Source organism: Demequina sp. NBRC 110053 (genome assembly GCF_002090095.1).
GTDB lineage: Bacteria > Actinomycetota > Actinomycetes > Actinomycetales > Demequinaceae > Demequina.
In genome coordinates this window covers 281,543-306,363 of record NZ_BBRJ01000003.1, presented here as the reverse complement: position 1 = coordinate 306,363, position 24,821 = coordinate 281,543, and the positions used below count along the sequence as shown (strand labels likewise).

Genomic DNA, 24,821 nt, shown 5'->3' with positions numbered 1-24,821 from the left:
GCCATCGTGTCACGGCTCGACTCACGGGCGCGGGCTCGTGCCGGCTCGGCCGCCGCACATGCCCCGCCGCGGGTAGCCGGGTCTCTGCCGCGCTGTTGTTCTACGGGAGCCCGCTGAGGAGCGCCGCCGCCACCGCATCGGGCCGCTCGAGAGGGACCAGGTGCCCGGTGTTGGGAACGCTCGTCAGGGCGGGTTTTCCTGGCAGGGCCTCCCGCAGTCGGTGCGCCTGCTCGATCGGGATCCACGGGTCCTGCTCGCCCCAGCCCAGCGTGACACGACAGCGCACCTCGCCCAGGCTCGCCGCGAGAGGGCGGGTGTGCTCGGGCGCCAGCGCCGCCATCTGCCGATACAGCGCCGCCTGCCCCCGGTCCGTGGTCCACGGAGCCGCGAGCATGTCGAGCTCGAACTCCGGGAGGCGGCCATGAGCGGCACCGGCGATGTACTCGCGCACGAGCGCGCGGTGCAGGCGCGGCGGCAGGCGGCAGAAGACCTCGGCGTTCTCGGCGACGAGTGAGAAGAACGGAGAGCCCCACGGCTCGAGCGTGACGATGTCCCACAGGTGCAGGCTGGCGTAATCCGCGTGGTGAAGCAGGTGGGCGCCCAGCGCGACCGCGCCGCCGATGTCGTGAGCGACCACGTGCGGACGGTCCAGGTTCCAGTGATCGAGGAGTGCGCGGAAGCGGGACATCTGGGAGCAGAGGTCGACCGGGACCTCCGGGTCCATGGTCGAGTGGCCGTAGCCCGGCATGTCCCACAGCAGGACGCGGTAGCGCTGCGCGAGCGCGTGCGCGACCGGTGCCCACACCTGCGCCTGCCATGGGGTGCCGTGGCACATCACCACCGTCCCGGCGGCGCCGCGGTCCGCAGCCAGCTCGTAGGTCGCGACCTCGATGCCGTCGACCTGGACCATCGCACGTTCGCCCAGAGAGCTCGCGGGCGTCGAGGCAGGTACGGAAGGCGAGGCCGGCATGCCTCCACCGTAGGGTGCACAGGTGACAGCCGCATCGGCCCGTATTTGCGCTCTCGCCGCGATGAGCGTCATGCTCGTGATGACACAGGAGGTCTCATGAACTCGCCCGCATTGGACACCGAGGTCGCGCGCTACGTCGCCCGCGGCTACGGCATCGAGTCGCGCACGCCGTCGCAGGTGGTCCTTGCCAGGCAGCGGCGCATCGGCTGGTTCTGGAACACCATCTTCGTGATCCTCACCGGCGGGCTGTGGCTGATCTACGTGATCTACCGCCTCGCCAACCGCAAGTACGACCGCGTAGTGCTGACCGCATCGGGCGACGGGGTGCGGCGGTCGTAGCCCACGTCACGCCCCGAACGCGTGCCGGTTCGCGTCCACGACCCAGTCGTCGTGCGTGACCCGCGTGTCGAGGATGGCCGCGCCGTCCTCGACCAGTAGATAGTCGTGGCGCAGGATGGGCTCCGGAGCGATCGGATCGTTCCAGGTGGTGTCGACCAGCAGCCACTCGTCGCCGATCAGCACCTTGTTCCACGCGTGCGCGCCGCCGGTCTCGCCCGCGCCATCGGAGCCGGTCACGACCACCGCGTCCACGCCGGCCTGCTCCGCCATCGCAGCGAACGCCATCGCGTAGCCGTTGCACACCGCGGTGCCGAGCGCGAAGATCGCGTACGCCTCCTGGGACTGGGCCACGCGGTCGGAGAGCTCGCTGCCGGTGATCTCCTCGAAGGCGGTCATGTCGTAGGTGGCGTGGTCCACGATCCAGTCGTGGATGAGCGTCACCCGCTCCTCGGGGTCGGACGCCTGCAGCGCGCCGGAGGTGGCGAGCGCGTCCGTCACCGCCTGAAGGGTGGTGGCCCGGCGACGGTCGGCCTCCTCTTTCGCGTACACGTACTCGGGCTCAATGACGGTTCGGGCGCCCCACTGCGAGGCCGCCCAACCCTTCACGTAGAGGTAGGGGTTCTGCGCTGCGGCCTCGAGCAAGGCATCCGAGATGCCGTCGATGCCCACGTCGTTGGCCCAGTAGGTGACGTCGATCGCGCCCTCCTGCGCGACCATGCCCGCCTCGAGGTAGTTCACCAGCTCGGTCGAGCCGTAGGTGGGATAGCCGGTGTCCGGCACCGCCGGTACGCTGAGCACCGCGGCCACCGCGGACGACTCGGCCCATGTCGGGAGCTGCTCGCTCTCGTGCAGCCATTGGTAGCCGTAGTAGGCGCCGGCGCCGACCACGGCGATGAACGCGAGCGCCTTGAGTCCCGCGAGGCGCCGCCGCGGCGGCCGTGGCAGCTCTCGGTCCCACGTGCGCGGGCTGTATGTCAGGAGCTCGGGCGGCGGGAACTCCATGCGCGTGTGCCGGTCGCGCACGCGTCCCGTCCACCGGGTGCCATCCCAGAACCGCTCGAGCCCTGTCTCGGAGGGGTCGGGGAGCCAGCCGCGAGCGGGCAGCCCTGGCGTTCGGGGTTCGCCGGGACGCATCCCCTCGTGCGTGCCCTCGTGTGTCATGCGGCCCCTCGGTGTCGATCTCGTTCGCCTGCGCCGAATCTACTGTCTACCAGGCCTTCGGCGGCACCACGGTGTGGCACAGACAACACCCCTCGGGCAGCGTGGCGCTCCGAGAGCTGGTGACAGCGCCGCGGGGCCGGGCCCGCGCATCGGCGATGCGCGAGAGGCGACTGCACGTGCCCGCTACCGTGCTTCCATGACGACTCTCCACGTCCTCACCGGCCTGCCGGGTTCGGGCAAGACCGCGCTCGCGGCGCGGCTGCTCGAGGCCGAGCCTGGCGTGCACGTCGCGATGGACGATGCGGTTCTCGCGCGGGGCCTCAGCCTGGTCGACTACGAGGCGCGCTTCGCTCTGCAGCCCGAGGTCAAGGCGACCATCCCGCCGCTGCTCGCGTCCGGCACGACGGTGGTCGCGGAGTTCGGCTCCTGGGCGCGCGACGAGCGCGACAGGCTGCGGTCGCTCGCCGACGGCACTGGCGCGCGCACCGTGCTGCACTGGGTCGACGTGCCGGTGGACGTGTGCATCGCGCGCGTGCTCGAGCGCGGAGGTGAGGATGCTCGGGCCCTCGCCGACGGGGTCCTGCGCGACTCGGCGCATCTGTACGAGGCGCCCACGGCCGAGGAGGGCGCCGCGTACGACGGCTTCGAGATCGTGCGGTGAGCTGTGCTGCGCCGCCCAAGTCGCGTGCACGGTGTGGGTGAGAGATAGTCGGAGGTGACCGCCGCATCCGCCCCGTCGACCGTGGAGGAGCACATGACTGACCAGCACATCCCCGAGCCAGTGGCGTCCTTCATCGCCGCCGTCAACGCGCACGACGAGTCTGCCTTTCTCGAGGCCTTCGTCGAGTCCGGCTACGTCGACGACTGGGGCCGGATCTTCCGCGGCCGCGACGAGATCAAGGCGTGGAGCGACAAGGAGTTCCTGGGCGCTCGCGGGACCCTCACCGTGCGCGAGGTGGAGGTCGAGGGCCGCGTGGTCACCGTGGTGGGGGACTGGCGCTCGACGCATGCGAACGGCCTGTCGAGCTTCGAGATCGTGCCGGAGGAGGGGCAGATCGCGTCGATGACGATCCGCGAAGGGTGATGCGCTCGGTGGCTATCGTGCCTGGTATGTGAGCCTTCTCGGCGATGTCAGACCCCCGTGGTGTGATGTCTCCATGGACACGTCGCGCCGTGCTGGAGTCCTCTGGATAGGGCCGATGCGCTTGCAGGCTGTGGACTGCGCGGTTGCGGTGTCAGTGGCTGGTGGTGGGGTGGGGTCATGACGTTCTCGGACGCGGAGTGGGTGCAGCTGCACGAGCTGCTGGGTGCTGCCGCGGGTGAGGACATCTCTGGTCTGTCGAAGCCGGAGCTGCTTGAGGCGTTGGAGCATGTGGGCAGGGTGTCGCGCACGGTGGGGGCGCTGGAGGCGCGGTTCGCGGGCGAGGTGGCTCGGCGCACGGCTGATGATCTGCCCGGTGGGGGGCTCGCGCGCATCGAGGGCCATGGCGACGCGCCGGCGATGTTCGCGAAGGTTCAGGGTGGGTCGGTTCCGCGTGCGAAGCGGTCGGTGGAGGCCGGAGATGCGTTTACGCCCATCGAGGACGACAGCCCGGTTCCCGATGGGAGCGAGGAGCCTGCTCTGATCCCTGCCCCTGACGGTTCGTCTGCGCCGGGGCGCAAGCGTATGCGTGCGAAGTATCCGCTCGTGGCCGGGGCGCAGCTGGTCGGCGACATCTCGGTGGAGGCCGCCGCCGCGATCGTGAACGGTTTGAATGCTGTGGCTGGACGGGTGTCGGCACAGGTGCTGGCCGAGCTTGAGACGCGGCTGGTGAACAAGGCGCGCACGCTCGACGTGAACGGCGTCAAGCGGGCGGTGGCGCGGGCGGTCGCGAGGATCGACCTCGACGAGCACGAGCGTCGTGAGAAGGTCGCATACGACAAGCGGTATCTGTGGTGGAAGCAGGACCACTCAGGCAAAGTGGTGATTCACGGTGAGCTCGACGCCGTCACGGCCGCGCCGATCTTGACGGTGCTGGAGCAGATGACGACCCTGCAGGTCCGTCAGCAGGCGCGGCCCGCCAAGCCAGGCGCCATCGATCCCGTCACGGGTGCGATCACCGAGCCGTGTGGCTGCCAGGTGTCGCACATCTCGCACGACTGCGCCGGACCGGGTGCATGCCTGAGCGGTCACCGTGACGGCTGCACCGGTGAGGCTCTCGAGCGGCGCACGATCGGGCAGATCCGCGCCGACGTGCTGCACGACCTGGCCCGCCACATCCTGGGTTGCACCAAGCGTGGCGAGTCGGGGGTGCGGACCACCGTGATCGTGCGGATGACCCTGGAGAGCCTGCTGCGCGGCCAAGGACTAGCGTCCATCGACGGGATCACCACACCGGTGTCGGCGCGCGAGGCACGCCGCCTGGCAGGGGATGCCGGCTTCATCCCCGAGGTGCTTGCCGGTGACGGCACCGTGATGGACTTCGGGCGCACCAGACGCCTGTTCACTGCCAGCCAGCGGACCGCGATGATCGGCCGCGATGGTGGCTGCGCGAAATGCCACGCCCCTCCCGAGTACTGCGAAGCCCACCACATCGAGTTCTGGGAACGCGGCGGGATGACCGACCTCGCCAACGGCGTGATGCTGTGCACGAGATGTCATCACGATGTCCACAACCTCGGCTGGCAGATCGACGTGCACGGCAGCCGCGTGTCCTTCGTGCCACCACCGCACATTGATCCGAGCCGCACACCGCATCTTGGCGGCGACGCGGTGTTCGACATCGACATGTCCGGCATTCACACCCTCGAACAGGTTCCGCCCCTGCCCGCCATCACGCCAGAGGACGAGGCTTTCATCCGCGACCTTGAGCAACAGGTCTGGAACGAGGAGGACGCCTGGTTCCGGCTCGGCGTCCACGGCATGCACGGTGCCGACGAGGCCTTGTTTGAGCACGAGCCGCTCGAAGACGACGCTCTGGCCCACTGAGGGACAGCTCCGCTTTCTGCCAGCCCGCGCATCGGCGCTGGTACCGGGCTAGCGTAGGAAGCGAAGCAGCACGCGGTGCCGTCCGATCATGCCGAGCGCAGGCGGCACAGCGTCGACGGATGTGACTCGAACGCAGGGCTCCTCCTGCTGGGGCCGTGATGTTCCTCGCTCGGATCTGATGCCGTCGGGTCCGAGAGCCAGCGGATCACTAGTCGAGTGGAGTGAGCATGGCGGACAGCGACGCATCCCCGGCGGTGCCGGCGCCTCGGGGCGCACCTGCCGAGAAGCGCGAGCACTGGTCCGGCCAGACCGCCTTCATCCTGGCGGCGATCGGCTCCGCGGTGGGGCTCGGCAATATCTGGCGCTTTCCCGGCCAGGCGTATGAGAACGGCGGCGGCGCGTTCATGATCCCGTACCTGATCGCGCTCGTCGTGGCGGGTATCCCCATCCTGTTCCTCGAGAACGCGATCGGTCACCGCTTCCGAGGCTCGGCGCCACTCGCCATGAAGCGCGCCGGCCCGGGCGGCGAGTCCGTGGGGTGGTTCCACGTCGCGATCTGCTTCGTCATCGGCCTGTACTACACGGTGATCATCGCGTGGGCGTTGAGCTACTTCGTCTTCAGCTTCGACCTGCGCTACGCGGAGAACCCCGCGGACTTCTTCAACGAGGAGTACCTGCACGTCGGCGAGCCCGGCGCGTTCAGCCTCGACTTCGTCCCAGGAGTTCTGATCCCGTTGGTGGTGCTGTGGGCGATCGCGATCCTCGTGCTCGCCCTCGGCGTCGCGCACGGCGTTGAGAAGCTCAACGTCATCGGCATCCCGCTGCTCGTCGTGACCTTCGGCGCCCTCGTGGTCCGTGCGCTGTTCCTCGACGGCGCCGCCGAGGGCATCGACGCGCTGTTCACACCCGACTTCGAGGCGCTTGCGGACCCGGCTGTGTGGATCGCGGCCTTCGGTCAGGTGTTCTTCTCGCTGTCGCTCGCGTACGGCGTGATGATCACGTACTCGTCCTACCGGCGGCGGCGCTCCAACCTCACGACGCCAGCGCTCGTCGTCGCATTCGGCAACTCGTCCTTCTCCCTACTGGCCGGACTGGGCGTCTTCGCGACGCTCGGCTTCCTGGCCGCGCAGCAGGGCGTCGCGGTCGCCGACCTCGAAGGGCTCGCTGGCGTCCAGCTGTCGTTCGTGACGTTCCCCGCGGTGATCGCGCAGATGCCTGGCGGCGAGCTGTTCGGGGCGCTGTTCTTCGCGTCGCTCGTGATCGCCGGACTCACGTCGCTGATGTCGGTGCTGCAGGCCATCTCCGCGGCGCTTCAGGACAAGTTCTCGCTCACGCCGCGGACCGCCGCCCTCGCGGTCGGGGGAGTGTCGGCGATCCTGTCGATCCTGGGGTTCTCGACGGCGACGGGGATCTACCTGCTCGATGTCGTCGACGCGTTCTCCAACCAGCTCGGGATCGTCGCCGGTGCCGTGGGGATGATCGTCGTCGCGCTCTGGCTGGGCCGGCGCACGCTCGAGCTCGACCGGCACCTCAGTGTGCTGTCGACCTACCGGCCCGGCGTGGTCTGGCGCGTCCTCGTCAACCTGGTCGCGCTGGTGCTGATCTTCATGCTGATCCAGAAGGCCGTCGAGTTCCTCGGGGATGGCTACGGCGACTACCCCGGTGGATACCTGCTCCTCGCCGGGTGGGGAACGGTCGCGTTCCTGCTCCTGGCCGCCCTCCTGGTGCCGATGCTCGGGTGGCGGCGCGACGTGTCGCGATTCTCCGTGTGGCCCACGCGGGAGCAGCTCGGCCTGCCCGGAGTCGACGGTCGGGTATTGGGCGGACCGACGGCCACACCCGGGGCGGCATCAGCGCCCCTCGGGCCGCGCAACTCGACTTCCGCGCCGGGCGAGCCCGAGCCTCCTGGCTGGCCCCAAACGCCGGGCGAGTCCGAGGCACCCGGCCAGCCCGAACCGCGCCCCGACCAGAGGAGGACCTCGTGAGCCCGGAAGCCGTCGCCCTCATGGCAGTGTCGATGCTCATCATCTGGGGCGGCCTGGTGGGGTCGATCGTGCTGCTCGCGCGCCGCCCCGAGCCGACGGACCTCCCCGACGGCGGAGAGGACACGCCCGCCCAGCCCACCGAAGCGACTTAGTGGGTCCGCGCTCGACGGGGTACGACGCCGCACGCCATTGCACCACCAGGCGTCGGTGCTCCGCGCCGTCTGAGCGCGGCAATGGTGGCCCGACGTCGCTTCTCGCCGATCCGCGAGCGGCTATGGTGCACCAGCGTCGGCCCGAGCCAGCGCCCCTGCACATGCGAGCGCCGCTGCAACCCGGCGCACGACCTCAGACGTCCGCGTCGACCGCCTGGCCTGCGTCAACGACCTCGCCCACGAGCCGCTCGATGACGTCCTCGAGCATCGCCGCGCCGATGACCGTGCCGCCCTTGCGCACGAGCGCGATGTGGGTGCCCCGCGCCTGCATGGCGGTGAGGGCAGACTCGAGCGACGCATCGGCGCTGATGAACGTGAGCGGACGCACGCTCTCCTGAGGAACCGGCTTGGTCGCCGCTCCACGCTGCACCTCGACGAAGTCCTTGAGGTGCAGGTAACCGACGTACTCGCCGTCGTCGTCCACGATCGGGAACCTCGAGAACCCGGTCCGCAGGGACGCCTTCTGCGCCTGCTGCGGGGTGACGTCGACCGGCAGCGTCTCGAGCTCGCCGCACGGCGTCAGCACGGTCTCGACCGTCTCGAAGGCGAGCGTGATCGACCCCGACAGCACCTGGTGCTCCTCGTCGCCCAGCAGGCCCTCGTCTCGCGACTCGGCGACGAAGGCCGCCACCTGATCCGCGTCGAACGCGCTGGCGACCTCCTCCCGCGGCTCGACGCGCAGCGCCTTGAGCACGCAGTTCGCGATCCAGTTGAGCATCCAGATCACCGGCTTCAGGATCCACACGATGCCGTAAAGCACCGGACCCAGCAGGATCGCGGACCGCTCGGGCCCGGCGAGCGCGATGTTCTTGGGCACCATCTCGCCCAGCACCATGTGCAGGAACACGACGATGGCGAGCGCGACTCCGAACGCGATGCCGTGCAGCCACGCGCCCTCGACGCCGATCGCCGCGAGCGGCTTCTCGAGCTGATGCGCAACGGCCGGCTCGCCGATGGCGCCCAGGCCCAGCGAGCACATGGTGATGCCCAGTTGAGCGCCGGCCATCATCAGCGACACCCTCTCCATGGCTCGCACCGTGATGCGGGCGGAGAAGGAGCCCTCCGCGGCGCGAGGCTCGATCTGCGTGCGACGCGCGGAGACGAGCGCGAACTCGGCGCCCACGAAGAAGGCGTTGCCGAGCAGCAGCGCGATGGCGATGACAATGGCGACCCAGTCAGCCACGGCTCACCTCCCCGCGGTCGTCGCGTCGGTCGTTGCCTCGGTCGTCGCGCGCGTTCGCACGCGAGTCGCTGCGCGCGCCGGACCTAGCGCCTGCCTCGCCCTCGCGCCGATCGCCCGAGCCGGAGGAGGCGTTGTCACCGCCGCGCTCGTCAGCGTCGACCTCGCGCGGCATCAGCTCGACCATCACGCGGTCGACACGGTGGCCGTCGAGCCTGGTGACGGTGATGCGCACCTCGACGGGCGTGGGGATGTCGTCCTCGTCGCGGTGGCGCTCATCACGCGCCTCGACGGTGATCTGGTCGCCGAGCTTCGGGAAGCGCTCGAGGTGCTCGGTGAGCAGCCCGCCGATGGTGTCGGACTCGCGAGCCTCGGGCAGGTCGAGGCCCATGATCTCCCCGGCCTCGTCGGGCCGCAGCAGGCCGGACAGCGACCACTTGTCCTCGCCGATGCTGCGGTGGCGCGCGACGGGCCGGTCCTGCTCGTCCTCGATCTCGCCGACGATCTCCTCGACCAGGTCCTCGAGCGTGACCACCCCGTCGGTGCCGCCGTACTCGTCGACGACGATCGCGATCTGGGAGCCACGGCGCAGCGCGTCCAGGACGGAGCTCAGCGGCATGGTCGACGGCACGGACTCGACCGGCAGGCAGACCTCGCTGACGGGAGTGGTCTTGCGCTGGCGAGCGGGCACGGCGAGCGCGCGCTTGAAGTGCGCGACCCCGACGATGTCGTCGACGCTCTCGCCCATCACGGGGAAGCGCGCGTGACCCGTGCGCGAGGCGAGCGCGAGCACCTCGGCCACGGACGCATCGGCCTCGACGAAGGTGACGCGCGTGCGTGGCGTCATCGCGTCCGACGCGGTCCGCTCGCGCAGCTCTGCGGCCCGGGCGAGGCGCGTCGCGACGCGCGGCTCGAGGGTCCCCTGGGCGGCGGAGCGAACCGCGAGGGACTCGAGCTCCTGGGCGGACCGCGCGGACGCGAGCTCCTCGACGGGCTCGATGCCGAGGCGACGCACCAGCCAGTTCGCGGAGTTGTTGAGGAAGCGGATGAGCGGCCCCGCGAACCACGTGAAGCCGCGGTGGGGGACCGTGATGGCGCGGCCCACGCGGAGCGGCTCGGCGATCGCCCAGTTCTTGGGCACAAGCTCGCCGAAGATCATCTGGGTCGCCGTCGCGATGATGAACGCGGCCGTGAACGACACCGCGAGCGCCGTGCCCTCCGGCATGCCGGCCGCGTCGAGGGGGGCGCGCAGCAGGGTCGCGATCGACGGCTCGGCGATGAAGCCGACCAGCAGGCTCGTCACGGTGATGCCCAGCTGCGCGCTCGACAGCTCGGTCGACAGCTGCGCGAGCCCGGACTTGAGGCTCGCGGCGCGCTTGTCGCCGGACTTGGCGGCCTTGTCGACACTCGGGCGGTCGACGGTCACGAAGGCGAACTCGGCGGCGACGAACAGTGCGTTGGCCGCGATGAGCAGGACCGCAAGGCCCAGCAGAAGCCATGCCTGGGTCATGGCAGCGGGCCGATGCGGGTGCTGGCCGCGCCGGGCACGCTCGGGTGGCGGTACGGCTCGGCAGGGAGGGGGGTGAGGGCTGGCGCCGGGCCGTGCACGCTCGCTCGAGGCGAGGCGGCGGGCCGGCGCTTGGGACTATGGCCGTCGGGCATGGGGAAATGTTACGTGACGCGCGCGCGTGGCGGGAGTCGTCCGCTGGGAGGACAGGCGCCCGGCGGCGATAGCGGCCTACCCTGGTGTCATGGCCGACGACTCCATGCGTCCCACGGACGAGCCCGTCGACGAGCTGTTGCGCTCGGACGATTTCGACGGGACCCTCGCGGCCATCGACCGCACCATCACCGACGCGCTGCCGGGGATCTCCCGCACGCTGTGGCGGGGGGTGTTCTGGGGCGGCACCGAGCAGGCGATCATCGGCTACGGCCGCATCGAGCAGCCGCGGCCGCGGGGAGCGAGCGTCGAGTGGTTCCTGCTGGGCCTCGCGCGTCAGAAGCGGCACGTGAGCCTGTATGTCAACGCCGCCGACGGCCGCGAGTACCTGACGAAGTCCTATGCGCCGAGGCTCGGCACGGCGCCCGGCTCGGTGAAGGCGGGCGCGGCGGCGCTGACCTTCGGTTCCGCCGCCGATGTCGACTTCGCCGTGCTCGCCGAGCTCGCCGCCCACACTGGCAGGGTGCAGCCGTACGACTGAAGGACCGTCATCCCAGGCAGGACAGGATGCCGACCTTGACCTGAGTGTTCTTGACGGAGACGTTGCCCGCGTGGTCGGTCGCCGTCACCCGGACGGACACCGTCCGGTTGAGCAGGCCGAGGTCGAGCGATGTGATGGGGGAGAGCAGGCCAGACCACGACGATCCGCCGCCGCTGAGCCCCACGGTCTGCGTGTGCCCCGCGGCCGTGGTGACGCGATAGGTGACGGCCTTGACGCCCCCGGCATCGGTGACCGTCGCACCCACGGGCGCCGACTGGCCGCACAGGAGCGAGTCGACCACCCACGAGGCGAGCCCGTTCACGTTGATCGCCTCGATGACGGGAGCGATGGTGTCGGCGAGCGGTCCGTCCGGAACGACGGCGTCGACGGCGTCCTCGACGAGGTCGTCGACGCCACCGACGTCGACCTCGCCCTCAAGCGCGGGCCCGCCGTCGGCGCCGGGCCCCCGGCCCGCACCGTCCGAGCCTGATCCGCCCTGACCTGAGCCCTCGGCGCTGCCGGACCCACCGCTGCGCTCGCCCGATGCGCCGTCGCCCTCGGCACTCGAGCGCGCATCGGAGTCGCGACCGTCGCCGTCGTCGGTGCCGCCCTGTTCGTCCGCGTTGGGCAGCACCACCTCGATCGCGGGCGGGGCCACGGAGTCGGACGATGCGGCCTCTTCGAGCGCCACGGCGGTGATGTCAGGCAAGCGGTCAGCGGGCAGGCCGTCGTGGTCGGCGCGGACGTCCACGATGATGGGCCCCTCGACATCCGTGGGCACCGGGTCGGGCCTCGCCTCGTCGATCGCCCAGATGCCGGCAGCTGCGGCGGCCACGGAGCCCGCGGCGATGGCGAGCCAGCCTCCGACCCCGATGCCGGCAGCCCGCCCTGCGGCGCGGCGGCCGGGCTTGCGGGAGAAGATGTCGATGACGGGCGCGGTCGCCGCAGCGTCCGGCGCGGGCGGGCCATCGGCTCGGTCGGCAGCGGAGCCGACGGCCGATGCTCCCGCCTCGCTGGTCGCCACTCGCGCGTCGATGCGCGCGGTGAGGCTCTCCAGCAGCGCATCCCGGCCCTCGCTGGACAGCGTGGGCTCGGTCGAGCGCAGTGCCTGCGCGATCTCGCGATCGAGGGCATCCATCCTCACACCGCCTCCCTGTCGAGCATCGCGCCCAGCGCGGCACGGCCGCGGCTGAGCTGCGTCTTCACGGTGCCCTCGCTCACCTCGAGCAGCCGAGCCGTCTCCGCGACGCTGAGGCCTTCGAGATAGTGCAGCACCATCGCCGCGCGCTGACGCTCGGGCAGCTCGGCCAGCGCATCGTGCACAGCGATCGTGTCGACCGTGCGCTGCGACTCGTCGTCGCCGGGGTCGTCCCACGTGACGACCCTGAGGTACGCGCGGCGCTGGGCCTTGCCGCGGCGCCACTGCTGGCGGATCGAGTTGATCGCGACCACGGTGATCCAGCCCGCGAGATTCTCAGGCTCGGCGTCCCCGGACAGCGTCGTGACGATCGCATCCTGCACCGCGTCCTCGGCGCGCTGCCGGTCTCCCGTGGCAAGCGCGACCGCTCCGACCGCCCTCGCGTAGTCGGAGTCCAGGAAGGCGGCCACGCGTTCCCGCGTGGCCGCCGTCGCCGTCATCTGGAATCAGCCTCCCTCGCCTGACTCTTCCTTCGACTCTACGCCCTGGTCTGTCAGTCGTGGTGACCCAGCAGGCCGGTGACGTCGAGCTCGATCAGCGCGGGCGAGTCGTCGGGAGCGTGGCCCACGACGGCGCCGACGTCGCCCTTGAGCACGTGGTCGACGTCCGTGAGGATGTCCGCGTCCAGCAGGTTGCGGTGGTGGCCGGACTTCGAGTTGCCCACGCGGACATCGGCGTCGGCATCAACGAGGTGACCCTTGTCGCCGGCGACGTCGAGGTCGACGTCCGCGTCGATCAGGGGGCCAGACGAGCCGGAGTCGCCATGGCCGTTCCCGTCACCGTTGCCGTTGCCGTTGCCGTCGCCGGAACCGTTTCCGTTGCCGTTGCCGTCGCCGTTGCCGTCGCCGGAACCGTTTCCGTTGCCGTTGCCGTCGCCGGAACCGTTTCCGTTGCCGTTGCCGTTCCCGTTTCCGTTGCCGTTGCCGTCGCCGTTGCCGTTGCCGTCGCCGGAACCGTGCCCGTCGCCGTCACCGACATCGACCGTGATGCCTGCGCCGAGCACGCCGTCGAACGTGTCGTCGCCGTTGCCGTTGCCGTCGTCGCCGTCGTCAGGCGCGTCGACCGGCGGGTAGACGCACTGGGGGGTGTGCGCCTTCCCACCGGTCGTGGCTGCGCTGATAGCGGCCGAGGCGTCGGCGCCGACGGTGACGGCCCTCGCGCCGTCGATCGTCGCGTCCTGACCCTCGTCAGCGGCAGCCGTGCCGAGCCCCCAGGTCGCGCTGAGAGCGACCAGGGCTCCGGCGCCCGCGGCGAGCATTCCGACCGCGGTCATTCGAACCGTGCTGTCCTGCGGAGCATTGCGTGGAGTGGACATCGTCGTCACCTTCCTCTTTCCTTTGGGTTCCTCTGTTGTGGTGAGTTGCCATCGGTGGAGCGGCTCCACAGAGAAGATGCGCGAGAGGCGCAGAAGGTTGACAGCGATTTTCTCGAGCCCTCACTCGTGCTCCGACTACGCTCCGAGTCATGGCCGACCAGACCGAGCTCGCCGCCCTCGTCCGCGCGATGGAGCCCGATCTCGATCCCGCCACGTACGTGTGGGCGAGCGTCGATGGACTCGCCGCCGCAGGGGCGCTGGTGGACGCCGTCGCGACCGTGCGGGAGGCCGAGGGGCTCACGCTCGTGCTCCCGATCGATGCGGCCGCGCGTCACGGCCTCGACGCCGCGTTCCCGAGCCGGCGCATCACGCTCACCGTTCACTCGTCGTTGGAGGCGGTAGGCCTCACGGCCGCGTTCTCGCGAGCGCTCGCGGAGGCGGGGATCAGCGCCAACGTGGTCGCGGGCGCGCACCACGACCACATCTTCGTTCCGGCTGGACGCGCGTCTGACGCGATGACAGCCCTCCGTGCCCTGTCGGGACGGCACCGATGATGCTCCAGCACGTGGGGCGCTAGACCTCGAGGTCCAGCCACAGCACGAGCACGCGGTCGTCGGTGAGCGCGTCGCGCAGCTGCAGGCCGTACCGGGCGTAGAAGCGCATCGCGTCGGCGTCAGGCTCGTCCACCTGCACCTCGAGCGCCCCGGCATCCATCTGGTCGAGCCGGTCGAGCAGCGCCTCCATCATCGCTGCGCCCACCCTCCGATTGCGCATCTCGGGGCGCACGAAGAAGTCCTCGAGCAACGCGACGTCGCCCGCACTGTAGACCGAGGGACGCATGGCGACCGTCGCGAAGCCCACGGCGGGATCGCCCGCGATGACCGCCCAGAAGTCGGGGCCCGCCAGCAGGCGTTCGTATCTCGGTGCGAGGATGGCGACGTCGGGGCCGGGGGAGTCGAACTCGACATTGAAGTCCGCGAGCATCGACGCCAGCAGGGCAGCGTCGGCGGGATCCGCGGCACGCACGTCGACGGGGGAGCCGTCCACGCTCCCCAGGCTACGCCGCGCCTCGGCCGCGTCGCTTGACTGAGGTTCGAACGTATGTTCGACTGGCCGCATGCGGTGGGAAGGGCAGGCGATCGCCAAGGAGAACGATGAGGCTCTGCCGGGCCTTGCGCGTCTCAACAACCTGGTCCGATCGGTGCGCACGCCCGAGTTCGACGGGATGGTCTTCCACGAGGTGCTCGCCAAGAGCGCGCTGAACAAGGTGGGCCAGGGCAGCGCGGTGCCGTTCACGTGGACCATCAACCCGTACCGCGGCTGCTCCCACGCCTGCGTGTACTGCTTCGCGCGGCCCTCGCACCAGTACCTCGAGCTCGACGCGGGTCGCGACTTCGACAGTCAGCTCATCGTCAAGGTGAACGTCGTCGACGCCCTGCGCAAGGACCTCAGCAAGCGCTCGTGGCGGCGCGAGCACGTCGCGCTCGGCACGAACACCGACCCGTACCAGCGCGCCGAGGGTCGCTACCGGCTCATGCCCGGCATCATCGACGCGCTCGCGGAGTCGGGCACCCCCTTCTCGATCCTCACCAAGGGCTCGCTGCTGCGACGCGACCTGCCTCGCCTCGCCCAGGCCCGTGAGAGCGTCCCGGTGGACCTCGCGCTGTCCATCGCGATCCTCGACGACGATCTTCAGCAGTCCATGGAACCGGGCACTCCCACCGCTCAGGCGCGCCTCGCGACGGTCACGGCCGCCGCCGAGGCAGGCTTCGACGTCGCGGTCTTCATGATGCCGATCCTGCCGTTCCTCACCGACTCGGAGGAGCATCTGGACCGGGCGCTTGGCCGGATCAAGGCCGCGGGAGCGCACTCGGTCACGTACACCGCGCTCCACCTGCGTCCCGGCGTCAAGGAGTGGTACGCGCGCTGGCTCAACACCCATCGCCCCGATCTCACCCCGCGCTACCGCGAGCTCTACGGTGACGGCGCCTACGCCCCCAAGGACTATCGCAGGCGACTCGCGGCGCGCATCAAGCCACTCATCCGCGCCCACGGGCTCGAGCGCGCGCCGGAGGATCCGAACACGGGCTCGATGGGCAGCACGACGGGCACCTCGGCGGCCGCCGGAGCCGGCGAGGCAGGGGGACCCCACGGAGGCGGCGCGTCAGAAGCTCAAGGCGCTCGCGCCGGCGACGGTGCCGTCTCGCGCGCGGACGCGCGTGACAGCAACGGCGAGTGGCGTTCTACGGGCTCGCGCGCGAATCTCGTCGAGCTCGAGCACGGCCAGCCCCAGTCGACGCTCTTCTGACAGGTCGCCGGGAACTCCCAGCGGCTCTCGGCGGGCGCGTGGCCCGGTCGGCTCACCAGGGAGCGACGTTGAGCTCCGAGCCCGCGATCACGATGGTGCCGTCGACGTGCACGTCGAGCGCGCGGATGCCAAGGGAGAGCGCCTGCTCGACCGCGTGGCGCGAGCGCTCGTCGATGATCCACACCGCCGCGCCCTCGCCGTCGCTGACCATCACGCCCCGCTGCGTCAGTCCCGTGACCCACATGCGCAGTGGCGCCTGCTCCCTTCCCGTGGCGGACCGGAAGGTCGGCACGGGGGCGCTCACGAACGATCGCGGTCGCGCGGTGGCGCGCAGGTCGACGGTGTCGGACGCGGCGTTCACGGGCTCTCCTCTCCGGCTCAGCGAGTGATGTGGCACTGACGGTAACAGCCGATGCGCGCGCACGGCGACCGACCAAGGTCCCGCTGGATACGATGTCAGCGAGCGCCAATGGCAGGGGAGTGAGCGGTGGAGTACCTGGTCATCGGGGTGGTCGCCCTCATCGCGATCGCCTTCGCGACAGTGGTCAGCCCGCGCGTGGGCATCGCCTCGCCGCTGATCCTGGTCGCGATCGGCATCGGCGCGAGCGCCCTGCCAGGCGTGGGTCCCGTCGCGGTCGACCCGGAGGTGATCCTTGCGGGGGTTCTGCCGCCGCTCCTGTATGCGGCGGGGGTCTCGATCCCCGCGACCGACTTCCGGCGCGAGTTCAAGTCCATCGGGGCGCTGTCGGTGGTGCTGACCATCATCTCGACCCTCCTGCTGGGGGTGCTGTTCCACGCGGTGCTTCCTGATCTCGCCTGGCCGTGGGCCTTCGCCCTCGGCGCGATCGTGAGCCCCTCGGACCCGGTGGCGACGTCGATCATCAAGCGCCTGGGCGTCGCACCGCGCATGGTGTCGCTGCTCGAGGGAGAGTCGCTGCTCAACGACGCGACCGCGCTCGTCCTGCTGCGCGGCGCCGTCGCGGCCGCCGCATCGGCCGTCACGATCTGGGGCGTCGCGTGGGAGTTCATCCTGGCCATGACGGTCGCCGTGATCATCGGCTGGCTGGTCGGCCATCTCAACCTCATCATCAGCGCCCGCATCACGGACACCACGGCGAACACGGTGTTCACCTTCACGGTGCCGTTTCTCGCCTCGATCCCCGCAGAGCTCATGGGCGCCTCCGGCCTGGTCGCCGCGGTGGTCGCCGGCCTCGTGACGGGCAACGGCGCCGCCCGGGCGCTGCCGCCCCAGGTGCGAGCCTCCGACCACCAGACGTGGCGCGCGATCGAGCTCATGCTCGAGGGCGTGGTGTACCTGATCCTCGGCCTCGAGCTCTTCACCACGGTCGAGGCCGTCCATCGCGACCACCAGGGGGCCGGCTTCGCCGTCGGCGTCGCCGCCGTCGCGCTGCTCGCGGTGCTCGTCGTGCGCGCCGCCTTCATCGCGCCACTGCTGTGGTTCCAGGCGCGACGGGCCGCGCGGGCCGTCGCGGCCAGGCCGCGCATAGCCGATGCGCGGGCGGCCTTGAACGACGACGGCACCCATACCGGGGCGATCAGGCGGCTGGCCAAGAGGCGGCCCTGGCACCGCCGCCTGCGCCCCTCCCAGCACCCCACGGCGGAGGCAGTCGAGCGCTACCTCACCCGTGCCGAGGCGGACATCTCGTACCTCGAGCGGGCGCCGCTGGGGCCGCGCGAGGGCGGACTGATGGTGTGGGCGGGGATGCGGGGCGTGGTCACCGTGGCTGCGGCGCAGACCCTGCCCCTCGACGCCCCCGACCGCGACCTCCTCGTGCTCATCGCGTACATCGTGGCGATCGGCTCGCTGGTCGTCCAGGGCGGCACCATCGCCTGGGCCGTACGGGTGCTCAAGCCGTCGATGGGGGCGACCGAGGCGGAGCAGGCGGAGGAGCGCGCCCGACTGCGCGAGCTTCTCGACGACGTCGGCGCCGAGGCGCGCGAGGAGTTTCACGGCGCCGGCCGCGACGGCCACCATCACGCCCAGCATCTGCACGTGATCGAGGCGAAGAGAGACGCGCTGCTCGATGTGCGCTCGCTCGGCACGTTCAGCTCGCCCGCGCTGTCGGCCATGCTCGCCGAGCTCGACGCCGAGCAGATCCGGCTGGAGCTGTGACTCGGGCCAGCCGGCCGGTCCTGGTGCGCGGCACGAGCCGCAGTGCGCGGGCCGCCCGCGGCGTCGCGGGGGTTGCCGCTGTCCTGCTCGCGGCTGTCCTGCTCGCGGCGGTCGTGCTCGCCCTCGCCGCGTGCGCGGCACAGGCACCGAGCCCTCCGCGCGTGACCGTGACGGCCTCCCCGGGCGCGACCCCCGCGCAGCCGAGCGCACCGCAGACCCCTACGGGCGCATCGGCCCCCGGCGAGGTCATCGACGTCGATGCCGAGGTGATCGACCACGCCCAGGGCTCCTACGCCGTCGTGACGCTGCCGCTCGAGCGCTGGGACGTGCGCGTCGGGTGGGATCCTCAGGCAGGCGGGGTGATGCTCGCTGACGTCATCGCCGAGGATCCAACCGTCGCCGTGGCGACGAACGCCGGCATCTTCACGCCGGAGATGGTGCCTGGCGGGCTGCTGGTGAGCGACGGCGACGAGCTGGTGCCGCTCAACCTCGCCGACGGCGGCGGCAACTTTCACCTCAAGCCCAATGCGGTGTTCGCGGTGCACGACGACGGCACCGCGACCGTCGTCGACAGCGTCGACTACGAGCCCGAGGGCGTCGCCCAGGCCACGCAGTCGGGACCCGCGCTCGTGCTCGACGGGGAGGTCCATCCCGAGTTTCGCGAGGGGTCGACCAACCTCGCGCTCCGCAATGGAGTGGGGGTGAGTCCCGACGGCTCCACCGTCTACCTCGCCATGTCCGTCGGCCTCACCAACCTGTGGGACTTCGCGACGCTGTTCAGGGACGAGCTCGGCGTCGAGGACGCGCTGTATCTCGATGGTCAGGTCTCGGACCTGTGGGTCAGCGGCATGGGCGAGCCGGGCGCGCTGTCCGGGCCGTACGCGGGCGTCATCACCGCGCACGAGCGCTGACGCGAGCACTGAGGCGAGATGTCGGGGCCGCGGGACGATCCGGCCCGCGCCGGGCCCCTGACCGTGCGCGCAACTCGATCCTGAGTGAGACTGTGGCCATGACCCACCTGCGCGCGACCCGGGACGACATCACCAACCTGGACGTGGACGCCATCGTCAACGCGGCGAACGAGACCCTTCTGGGAGGCGCCGGCGTCGACGGGGCGATCCACGCGGCCGCCGGCCGGGGGCTCTACGAGGAGTGCCGAGAGCTGGGCGGATGCGAGCCAGGAGAGGCGAAGATGACGGGCGGCTACCGGCTTCCTGCGACGCACGTCATCCACACCGTGGGTCCCATCTGGCGCGGTGGAGGGCACGGCGAGCGCGAGGTGCTCGCCGACTGCTACCGCCACTCGATCGCGCTCGCGGCGGGGCACGGCCTCGCGACGGTGGCGTTCCCGTGCATCTCCACGGGAACGTACGGCTTTCCTCAGGACTGGGCGGCGGACGTCGCCATCGAGGCCACCCGCGCGGCCGTCGAGGAGCACCCGTCCATTCGCGAGGTCATCTTCTGCTGCTACTCGGACTACGACTTGGAACTGTACGAGGAGCGACTGGCGGCCGAGTGAACCCCGGCCGGCCGCGGTCGCGGCCTCGGTAGAGTGACCGGCGTGACGACCCTGCGCATCATCGCCCTGTTCGCGCTGGCCGCCCTCGCGGAGATCGGCGGCGCATGGCTCGTGTGGCAGGGCATCAGGGAGCAGCGCGGCGCGATCTTCGTCGGGCTCGGGGTGGTCGCCCTCGGGCTGTACGGCGTCATCGCGACCTTTCAGCCCGACCCGCACTTCGGGCGCATCCTCGCGGCATACGGCGGCATCTTCGTGGCAGGATCGCTCGCGTGGGGCATCCTCGTCGATCGGTTCCGGCCCGATGCGTGGGACTGGGCGGGAGCGTCGCTGTGCCTGATCGGCGCTGGAGTCATGATGCTCGCCCCCAGGTGAGAGCGAGAGCGCTTGGGGAACACCCCGACCGCGCGCCAGGTTGACCATCGCAGGAGGTGGCCGATGTCCGATTCCGACCGCGACACGAGGGGCGACGACGCCCGCATCGATCCTCAGACCGCGCTGTCCAACGAGCGCACCTTCCTGTCGTGGATCCGCACCTCGCTCGCGCTGGTCGCGACCGGCGTCGCCCTCGTCGCCTTCAACCTGCCGCTGCCGCTCGGCTGGCGGGTGGCGTCAGGAGCCGTGTTCGCCGCGCTGGGCGTCGTGTGCGCCGTGCAGGCATGGCTCGGGTGGCGTCACACCGATCGCGAGCTCTCTCGCGGCGCGCCGGTGCCCCAGTTGCGCATGGGCGTCTACATCTCCGCCGGCGTCGTGCTCGCGGTGGTGATCCTCGGCATCGGGGCGCTGCTGGCGTGAGCGGCGCCTACCGCGACCTCGAGGACGTGCCGAGCGAGAACTTCCTCGCCGCGACGCAGACCGTGCTCGCGTGGCGACGCACGGCACTCCAGGTGGCGGTGGGCGCGGTCCTCGCGGCGCGGCTGCTGTCCGAGGCGTTCGGGCCGTGGGTCTTCGTGGCCGCCCTCGGCGGCGTGGGACTCGCCGTCGCGGTGCATGCGAGCGCCTCGGCCGCCTACGCCGAGGGAACCAAGGCGCGCGGTGGGCACGTCAGCAGGAGCGGCAAGGCGCGGATCGCCGATGCGAAGGTCCGGCTGACGATGCTGGCGGCCTTCACGGCGGCGGTGGCGCTCGCAGGGTTGCTCTGGATCCTCATTCAGCTGTGAGCTGCCTGCGGTGCGTGAGGGTGCCCGGACCCGCCTGCGCCCCTCACGCGCCCGCGCGGCGCGCCGCCCGACCTGCCGGTGGGCGGCGCACCGCGCGCGCCGAGTGTCGACTCCGGGTCAGGGCACCGGCAGCCCGCCGTTGACGTTGATGGTCTCGCCCACGACGTAGCTCGACTCGGGCGAGGCGAGGAACACGTACGCGGGCGCCATCTCGACGGGCTGTCCCATCCGGCCCAGCGCGGTGTTCTCGCCGAAGGACTCGACCTTCTCGGGCGGCTGGCCCTCCGTCACCTGCAGCACGGTCCACACCGGCCCGGGAGCGACCGCGTTGACACGGATCCCCTGGGGTGCGAGCTGCATCGCCAGGCCCTTGGTGAAGCCGTTGATCCCGAACTTGGTGGTCGCGTAGTCGATGAGGATGGGCGAGGGCTTGTAGGCCTGCACCGACGACGTGTTGATGATGGTCGAGCCCGGACCCATGTGCGGGAGCGCGTCCTTGGTGATCCAGAACATCGCGTAGAGGTTGGTCTTCAGGGTGCGGTCGAGGTGCTCCTCGTCGAACTCCGCGAAGTCCTCCTGGTACACCTGGTGGCCGGCGTTGTTGACGAGGATGTCGAGGCCGCCGAGCGCGTCGACCGCCTTCGCCACCAGCTCGCGGCAGAACTCCCGCTGCCGGATGTCTCCTGCGATGAGGATGGCCTTGCCTCCCTCATGCTCGATGAGCCCACCCACGCGCTCCGCGTCCTCGCGCTCGGACTCCAGGTAGTTGAGGACTACGTCGGCTCCCTCGCGAGCGAACGCGATCGCGACCGCGGAGCCGATGCCGGAGTCGCCGCCGGTGATGAGCGCCTTGCGGCCCTGGAGCCGGCCCGTGCCTCGGTAGGTCTCCTCCCCGCGGTCCGGCTTCGGCTCGAGGTCTCTGTCGAGGCCCGGCGGCTCCTGATGCTGCGCCTGGGGCTTGATGTGCGCGTGGCGCTCGACGGGGTTGTCGAAGGTCAGCTGGTCGGGGGACATGGGATCTCCTCACATCACGCTGGTGTGGCGGCGTCGGTCTCACGCCACCCCTGTCCTGAGGGACAACCGATCCTGCGCCCGGAGATTCCCGTGTGGGCGCATGTGATCTCCCTGACGCCTGCGGCGCGCCGATGCGCATGTCAGGGTGGAGCCCATGGTCGCCTACCGCTCCCGCCAGTACGCCTTCGAGAACCGACTCGCCGCGACGGTCCTGCTGGGATCGATCGCGCTGCTGGCGGTGCTCTTCACGGTGGCCGGAGCGTGGTCGCAGGCGCCCTGGCTGTGCGGAGGCACCATCGTCCTGCTCGCCGGCCTGCTGTTCGTGACGCTGACCGTCACGGTCGACGAGGAGGCCGTGCGTGTCTCGCTCGCGCGCATCATGCGCCGCGACGTGGCGCTCACGGACATCAGGAGCGTCGAGCGTCGCGACTACCACCCCGTGCGCGAGTTCGGCGGGTGGGGCCTGCGGTGGGCGTTCGACAGGCGCGCGACGGCCTACACGACGAGCGGCACGAGCGCCGTGGTGCTCGCCCTCGCGGACGGCTCGGAGCTGTACCTGGGCGTCGACGACGAGCCGGGGCTCATCGACGCGGTGCGGTCGCGCATCGAGGCCTGACCGCCGACCCCTCGACCGCGGCGATCGCTACTCGCCCGTGGGCTTCTCCTGGTGGCCGCCGAACCCCTTGCGCATCGCGGACAGCACCTTCTCCGCGTAGATGTCGAGGTCGCGCGACGCGAAGCGTGAGTACAGCGCCGTGGTGAGCACGGGCGTCGGCACGCCCTCGTCGATCGCCGCGATCGATGTCCAGCGGCCCTCGCCCGAGTCGGACACGTGGCCCGAGAACTCGGAGAGGTCGGCGTCCTGGTGGAGCGCCTCCGCCGTCAGGTCGAGCAGCCACGACCCGATCACCGAGCCCCGCCGCCACACCTCGGCGACCGCCGCGGTGTCGATGTCGTAGCGGTAGAACTCCGGCGTCGCGAGGGGTGCGGTCTCGGCGTCGGCCTGACGCTCGGCGGCGCCCACGTTGGCGTTGCGCAGGATGTTCAGCCCTTCGGCGTACGCCGCCATGAGGCCGTACTCGATGCCGTTGTGCACCATCTTCACGAAGTGCCCGGCGCCGTTCGGGCCGCAGTGCAGCCAGCCGCGCTCGGCCTGTGCGGGCTCACCCTCGCGACCGGGGGTGCGCTCGACGGCGTCGACGCCGGGGGCGATCGTGTCCCAGATGGGCTCGAGCCGCTCCACCGCCTCCGTCTCGCCGCCGATCATCAGGCAGAAGCCTCGAGCGAGCCCGTGCACGCCGCCCGACGTCCCGCAGTCGACCAGGTGGATGCCCCGGTCGCGCAGCATCGCAGCGTGGGCGAGGTCGTCGCGGTAGTAGCTGTTGCCGCCGTCGATGATCGTGTCACCCGGCTCGAGCACCGCCGCGAGCGACTCGATCACGGACTGCGTGATCTGCCCGGCCGGCACCATCACCCACACGGCGCGCGGGGCCTCGAGGGCGTCGACGAACCCGGCGACGTCCTGCACCGGCACGGCGCCCTCGGCGGCGAGGGCGTCGATCGCGTCCGGTGACACGTCGTGGACCGCGACCGTGTGTCCGTCGCGCATGAGGCGGCGGGACAGCCCCGCCCCCATGCGTCCCAGCCCGATCATCCCCAACTGCAGGGGTGTGTCAGTAGCCATGTGTCCTCCTCGTCGAGTGCTGCCGTTGCGTCAGGGTCGGGGGTTGTGCCACGGCCCGTCCTCCCCGATGAGGCGACCGGCCGCCTCCTCGGGACCCCACGTGCCCGGCTGGTACGGGATGGCGGCGGGCCGGTCCTCGAGGATGCCGTCGACCACTCGCCAGGCGGCCTCGACGGAGTCCTCGTGGGTGAACAGCGCGCTGTCCCCGTTGAGTGCATCGGTCAGCAGGCGCTCGTACGGCGAGCGCTCGAGGGGGCTCTCCGTGGGCAGCAGCAGCTCCTGCTCGTGCCCCACGAACTCCTCGCCAGGGCGCTTCACGCGCACGCCGAGTCCGATCTCTCCCTCCGGCTGCAGGCGGAACCGCAGCCGGTTGGGATGCTGATCGGGATCGAGCGCGTCCCCGAACAGCGCCTGCGGGGGTCGCTTGAAGTCGACCACGACCTCGCCTGCGGAGACGGCGAGGCACTTGCCGGTGCGCAGGTAGAAGGGCACGCCTGCCCAGCGCCACGAGTCGATGTGCAGGCGCACCGCGGCGAAGGTCTCGACGTCCGAGTGCGGCGCCACGCCCTCCTCGTCCCGGTAGCCCACGAACTGGCCGCGCACGTAGTCCTGGCGGGTGAGCGGCCGCATAGCCTTGAACACGTTGGCCTTGGCCGACTGGACGGCGCCGTAGCCGCGATACGTGGGCGCCTCCATGGTCAGCAGCGCCACGATCTGGAACAGGTGGTTCTCGACCACGTCCCGGAGCGCGCCGGCGGACTCGTAGAAGGATCCGCGGCCGCGGACTCCGAAGTCCTCCGCGAAGGTGATCTGCACCGTCTCGATGTAGTTGCGGTTCCAGATGGGCTCGAACATCGCGTTCGCGAACCGGAAGTAGAGGAGATTCATGATCTCCTCCTTGCCCAGGAAGTGGTCGATGCGGAAGATCGCGGGCTCGTCGAACGCGCTCGCGATCACCGCGTTTAGCTCGCGGGCACTGGCGAGGTCGCGGCCGAACGGCTTCTCGACCACCACGCGGGCGTTCTCGTTCAGTCCCACGCCCCGCAGCCCGCTCACCACGGTGCCGAACAGCGCGGGAGGGATCGCGAGGTAGTGGGTGGGCGAGGAGCACTCGGCGAGCGCCTCGCGCAGGTGCGTGAAGGTCGCGGGGTCGTTGTAGTCGCCGTCGACGTAGCGCAGCAGGCTCAGGAGCCGGTCGAGCACCTGCTCGTCCACGTCGCCCGCGGCCTCGACAGCCTCGCGCGCACGCTGGCGCAGGTCGTCGAGCGTCCACTGCGAGAAGGCCACGCCCACGACCGGGACCCTCAGGCCGCCGGCGGCCACCATGCGGTACAGCGACGGGAAGATCGACTTCCGCGCGAGGTCGCCGCTCGCCCCGAAGAACACGAGGGCGTCGGACGGTGTTCCTGGCTGGGCTCCTGGCATCGGTTTCCTCCACTCATCAGGGATGTCGCGGCGGGTCTCCTGGTCTCTCCA

General features: G+C 70.8%; 29 protein-coding genes. 16 read left to right on the top strand and 13 right to left on the bottom strand.

Going from position 1 to position 24,821, the window contains the following annotated elements:
• Positions 1-100: 100 nt before the first annotated feature.
• Complete coding sequence (locus B7K22_RS10585; protein WP_084040210.1) at positions 101-970, bottom strand: alpha/beta fold hydrolase; 870 nt, start codon at positions 968-970, stop codon at positions 101-103.
• A gap of 96 nt (positions 971-1,066) precedes the next feature.
• On the opposite strand from B7K22_RS10585, the gene B7K22_RS10580 reads away from it, so the two are divergent.
• Positions 1,067-1,309: a hypothetical protein gene (locus B7K22_RS10580; RefSeq protein ID WP_084040209.1), complete on the top strand. Its 243-nt coding sequence runs from the start codon at positions 1,067-1,069 to the stop codon at positions 1,307-1,309.
• A gap of 6 nt (positions 1,310-1,315) precedes the next feature.
• Here the strand turns inward: B7K22_RS10580 and B7K22_RS10575 are convergent, their stop codons facing one another.
• Positions 1,316-2,470, bottom strand: coding sequence for a transglutaminase domain-containing protein (locus B7K22_RS10575; protein ID WP_084040208.1), 1,155 nt, complete (start codon positions 2,468-2,470; stop codon positions 1,316-1,318).
• Positions 2,471-2,666: 196 nt separating this feature from the next.
• On the opposite strand from B7K22_RS10575, the gene B7K22_RS12160 reads away from it, so the two are divergent.
• The 5 genes from B7K22_RS12160 to B7K22_RS11960 all read left to right on the top strand — a co-directional run bounded on the left by B7K22_RS12160 (position 2,667) and on the right by B7K22_RS11960 (position 7,575).
• Positions 2,667-3,131 carry an ATP-binding protein gene (locus B7K22_RS12160; RefSeq protein WP_159448848.1) on the top strand — a complete coding sequence of 155 codons (465 nt, stop codon included), beginning with the start codon at positions 2,667-2,669 and terminating at the stop codon, positions 3,129-3,131.
• 93 nt (positions 3,132-3,224) lie between these two features.
• On the top strand, positions 3,225-3,554 hold the full coding sequence (locus B7K22_RS10565; RefSeq protein ID WP_084040497.1) for a nuclear transport factor 2 family protein: 330 nt from the start codon (positions 3,225-3,227) through the stop codon (positions 3,552-3,554).
• A 177-nt stretch (positions 3,555-3,731) separates the two neighbouring features.
• Complete coding sequence (locus B7K22_RS10560) at positions 3,732-5,438, top strand: HNH endonuclease signature motif containing protein (protein WP_084040207.1); 1,707 nt, start codon at positions 3,732-3,734, stop codon at positions 5,436-5,438.
• 227 nt (positions 5,439-5,665) lie between these two features.
• Positions 5,666-7,423 carry a sodium-dependent transporter gene (locus tag B7K22_RS10555; protein ID WP_084040206.1) on the top strand — a complete coding sequence of 586 codons (1,758 nt, stop codon included), beginning with the start codon at positions 5,666-5,668 and terminating at the stop codon, positions 7,421-7,423.
• The gene (locus B7K22_RS11960) at positions 7,420-7,575 is read left to right on the top strand and encodes a methionine/alanine import family NSS transporter small subunit (RefSeq protein ID WP_144276393.1); all 156 of its coding nucleotides are present in this window, start codon (positions 7,420-7,422) and stop codon (positions 7,573-7,575) included. The genes B7K22_RS10555 and B7K22_RS11960 overlap by 4 nt, the downstream gene beginning before the upstream one ends.
• 193 nt (positions 7,576-7,768) lie before the next feature.
• On the opposite strand, the gene B7K22_RS10550 is transcribed toward B7K22_RS11960, so the two are convergent.
• Genes B7K22_RS10550 through B7K22_RS12155 form a run of 3 tightly spaced genes read right to left on the bottom strand, consistent with a single transcriptional unit; the run spans position 7,769 to position 10,477 of the window.
• Positions 7,769-8,818, bottom strand: coding sequence for a hemolysin family protein (locus tag B7K22_RS10550; RefSeq protein ID WP_084040205.1), 1,050 nt, complete (start codon positions 8,816-8,818; stop codon positions 7,769-7,771).
• Positions 8,811-10,325: a hemolysin family protein gene (locus tag B7K22_RS10545; protein WP_084040204.1), complete on the bottom strand. Its 1,515-nt coding sequence runs from the start codon at positions 10,323-10,325 to the stop codon at positions 8,811-8,813. The genes B7K22_RS10550 and B7K22_RS10545 overlap by 8 nt, the downstream gene beginning before the upstream one ends.
• On the bottom strand, positions 10,322-10,477 hold the full coding sequence (locus B7K22_RS12155; protein WP_159448846.1) for a hypothetical protein: 156 nt from the start codon (positions 10,475-10,477) through the stop codon (positions 10,322-10,324). The genes B7K22_RS10545 and B7K22_RS12155 overlap by 4 nt, the downstream gene beginning before the upstream one ends.
• Before the next feature lie 89 nt (positions 10,478-10,566).
• Here B7K22_RS12155 and B7K22_RS10540 point away from each other — a divergent pair, with 89 nt between their 5' ends.
• Positions 10,567-11,016 (top strand): DUF1801 domain-containing protein, encoded by a 450-nt coding sequence (locus B7K22_RS10540; RefSeq protein WP_084040203.1) that lies wholly within the window; start codon positions 10,567-10,569, stop codon positions 11,014-11,016.
• Between the two features lie 7 nt (positions 11,017-11,023).
• Here the strand turns inward: B7K22_RS10540 and B7K22_RS12150 are convergent, their stop codons facing one another.
• Genes B7K22_RS12150 through B7K22_RS12145 form a run of 3 tightly spaced genes read right to left on the bottom strand, consistent with a single transcriptional unit; the run spans position 11,024 to position 13,529 of the window.
• Positions 11,024-12,154 (bottom strand): hypothetical protein, encoded by a 1,131-nt coding sequence (locus B7K22_RS12150; RefSeq protein ID WP_084040202.1) that lies wholly within the window; start codon positions 12,152-12,154, stop codon positions 11,024-11,026.
• Positions 12,155-12,156: 2 nt separating this feature from the next.
• Positions 12,157-12,654 carry an RNA polymerase sigma factor gene (locus tag B7K22_RS10530; RefSeq protein ID WP_084040201.1) on the bottom strand — a complete coding sequence of 166 codons (498 nt, stop codon included), beginning with the start codon at positions 12,652-12,654 and terminating at the stop codon, positions 12,157-12,159.
• A gap of 53 nt (positions 12,655-12,707) precedes the next feature.
• A complete protein-coding gene (locus B7K22_RS12145) occupies positions 12,708-13,529 on the bottom strand; it encodes a hypothetical protein (RefSeq protein ID WP_159448845.1) in 822 nt (273 codons plus the stop codon).
• 149 nt (positions 13,530-13,678) lie between these two features.
• Here B7K22_RS12145 and B7K22_RS10520 point away from each other — a divergent pair, with 149 nt between their 5' ends.
• Positions 13,679-14,083, top strand: a complete 405-nt coding sequence (locus B7K22_RS10520; protein WP_084040199.1) for an ACT domain-containing protein — start codon at positions 13,679-13,681, stop codon at positions 14,081-14,083.
• A 19-nt stretch (positions 14,084-14,102) separates the two neighbouring features.
• Here B7K22_RS10520 and B7K22_RS10515 read toward each other — a convergent pair whose 3' ends face one another.
• Positions 14,103-14,576 carry a GNAT family N-acetyltransferase gene (locus B7K22_RS10515; RefSeq protein ID WP_159448844.1) on the bottom strand — a complete coding sequence of 158 codons (474 nt, stop codon included), beginning with the start codon at positions 14,574-14,576 and terminating at the stop codon, positions 14,103-14,105.
• A gap of 70 nt (positions 14,577-14,646) precedes the next feature.
• On the opposite strand from B7K22_RS10515, the gene B7K22_RS10510 reads away from it, so the two are divergent.
• Positions 14,647-15,837: an Rv2578c family radical SAM protein gene (locus B7K22_RS10510; RefSeq protein ID WP_084040197.1), complete on the top strand. Its 1,191-nt coding sequence runs from the start codon at positions 14,647-14,649 to the stop codon at positions 15,835-15,837.
• A 52-nt stretch (positions 15,838-15,889) separates the two neighbouring features.
• On the opposite strand, the gene B7K22_RS10505 is transcribed toward B7K22_RS10510, so the two are convergent.
• A complete protein-coding gene (locus tag B7K22_RS10505) occupies positions 15,890-16,198 on the bottom strand; it encodes a hypothetical protein (RefSeq protein WP_084040196.1) in 309 nt (102 codons plus the stop codon).
• Between the two features lie 126 nt (positions 16,199-16,324).
• Here B7K22_RS10505 and B7K22_RS10500 point away from each other — a divergent pair, with 126 nt between their 5' ends.
• The 6 genes from B7K22_RS10500 (at position 16,325) to B7K22_RS10475 (ending at position 20,647) form a co-directional block, all read left to right on the top strand.
• Entirely contained in the window at positions 16,325-17,971 is a 1,647-nt protein-coding gene (locus B7K22_RS10500) for a sodium:proton antiporter (RefSeq protein ID WP_084040195.1), read from the top strand.
• The gene (locus B7K22_RS10495) at positions 17,968-18,882 is read left to right on the top strand and encodes a phosphodiester glycosidase family protein (RefSeq protein WP_144276392.1); all 915 of its coding nucleotides are present in this window, start codon (positions 17,968-17,970) and stop codon (positions 18,880-18,882) included. Before B7K22_RS10500 ends, B7K22_RS10495 begins: the two co-directional genes overlap by 4 nt.
• 98 nt (positions 18,883-18,980) lie before the next feature.
• A complete protein-coding gene (locus tag B7K22_RS10490; protein ID WP_084040193.1) occupies positions 18,981-19,490 on the top strand; it encodes an O-acetyl-ADP-ribose deacetylase in 510 nt (169 codons plus the stop codon).
• Between the two features lie 42 nt (positions 19,491-19,532).
• On the top strand, positions 19,533-19,862 hold the full coding sequence (locus tag B7K22_RS10485; protein WP_084040496.1) for a YnfA family protein: 330 nt from the start codon (positions 19,533-19,535) through the stop codon (positions 19,860-19,862).
• 63 nt (positions 19,863-19,925) lie between these two features.
• Positions 19,926-20,282, top strand: a complete 357-nt coding sequence (locus tag B7K22_RS10480) for a YidH family protein (RefSeq protein ID WP_084040192.1) — start codon at positions 19,926-19,928, stop codon at positions 20,280-20,282.
• Complete coding sequence (locus B7K22_RS10475; protein ID WP_084040191.1) at positions 20,279-20,647, top strand: hypothetical protein; 369 nt, start codon at positions 20,279-20,281, stop codon at positions 20,645-20,647. Before B7K22_RS10480 ends, B7K22_RS10475 begins: the two co-directional genes overlap by 4 nt.
• Before the next feature lie 117 nt (positions 20,648-20,764).
• Here the strand turns inward: B7K22_RS10475 and B7K22_RS10470 are convergent, their stop codons facing one another.
• Positions 20,765-21,661, bottom strand: coding sequence for a glucose 1-dehydrogenase (locus tag B7K22_RS10470; protein ID WP_084040190.1), 897 nt, complete (start codon positions 21,659-21,661; stop codon positions 20,765-20,767).
• A gap of 154 nt (positions 21,662-21,815) precedes the next feature.
• Here B7K22_RS10470 and B7K22_RS10465 point away from each other — a divergent pair, with 154 nt between their 5' ends.
• The gene (locus B7K22_RS10465; protein WP_084040189.1) at positions 21,816-22,277 is read left to right on the top strand and encodes a hypothetical protein; all 462 of its coding nucleotides are present in this window, start codon (positions 21,816-21,818) and stop codon (positions 22,275-22,277) included.
• Positions 22,278-22,304: 27 nt separating this feature from the next.
• On the opposite strand, the gene gnd is transcribed toward B7K22_RS10465, so the two are convergent.
• Together gnd and zwf are read right to left on the bottom strand one after the other, a co-directional pair.
• Positions 22,305-23,345: a phosphogluconate dehydrogenase (NAD(+)-dependent, decarboxylating) gene (gene gnd, locus B7K22_RS10460; RefSeq protein ID WP_371327672.1), complete on the bottom strand. Its 1,041-nt coding sequence runs from the start codon at positions 23,343-23,345 to the stop codon at positions 22,305-22,307.
• A gap of 30 nt (positions 23,346-23,375) precedes the next feature.
• Positions 23,376-24,770 carry a glucose-6-phosphate dehydrogenase gene (zwf, locus tag B7K22_RS10455; protein WP_084040188.1) on the bottom strand — a complete coding sequence of 465 codons (1,395 nt, stop codon included), beginning with the start codon at positions 24,768-24,770 and terminating at the stop codon, positions 23,376-23,378.
• Between the last annotated feature and the right edge of the window lie 51 nt (positions 24,771-24,821).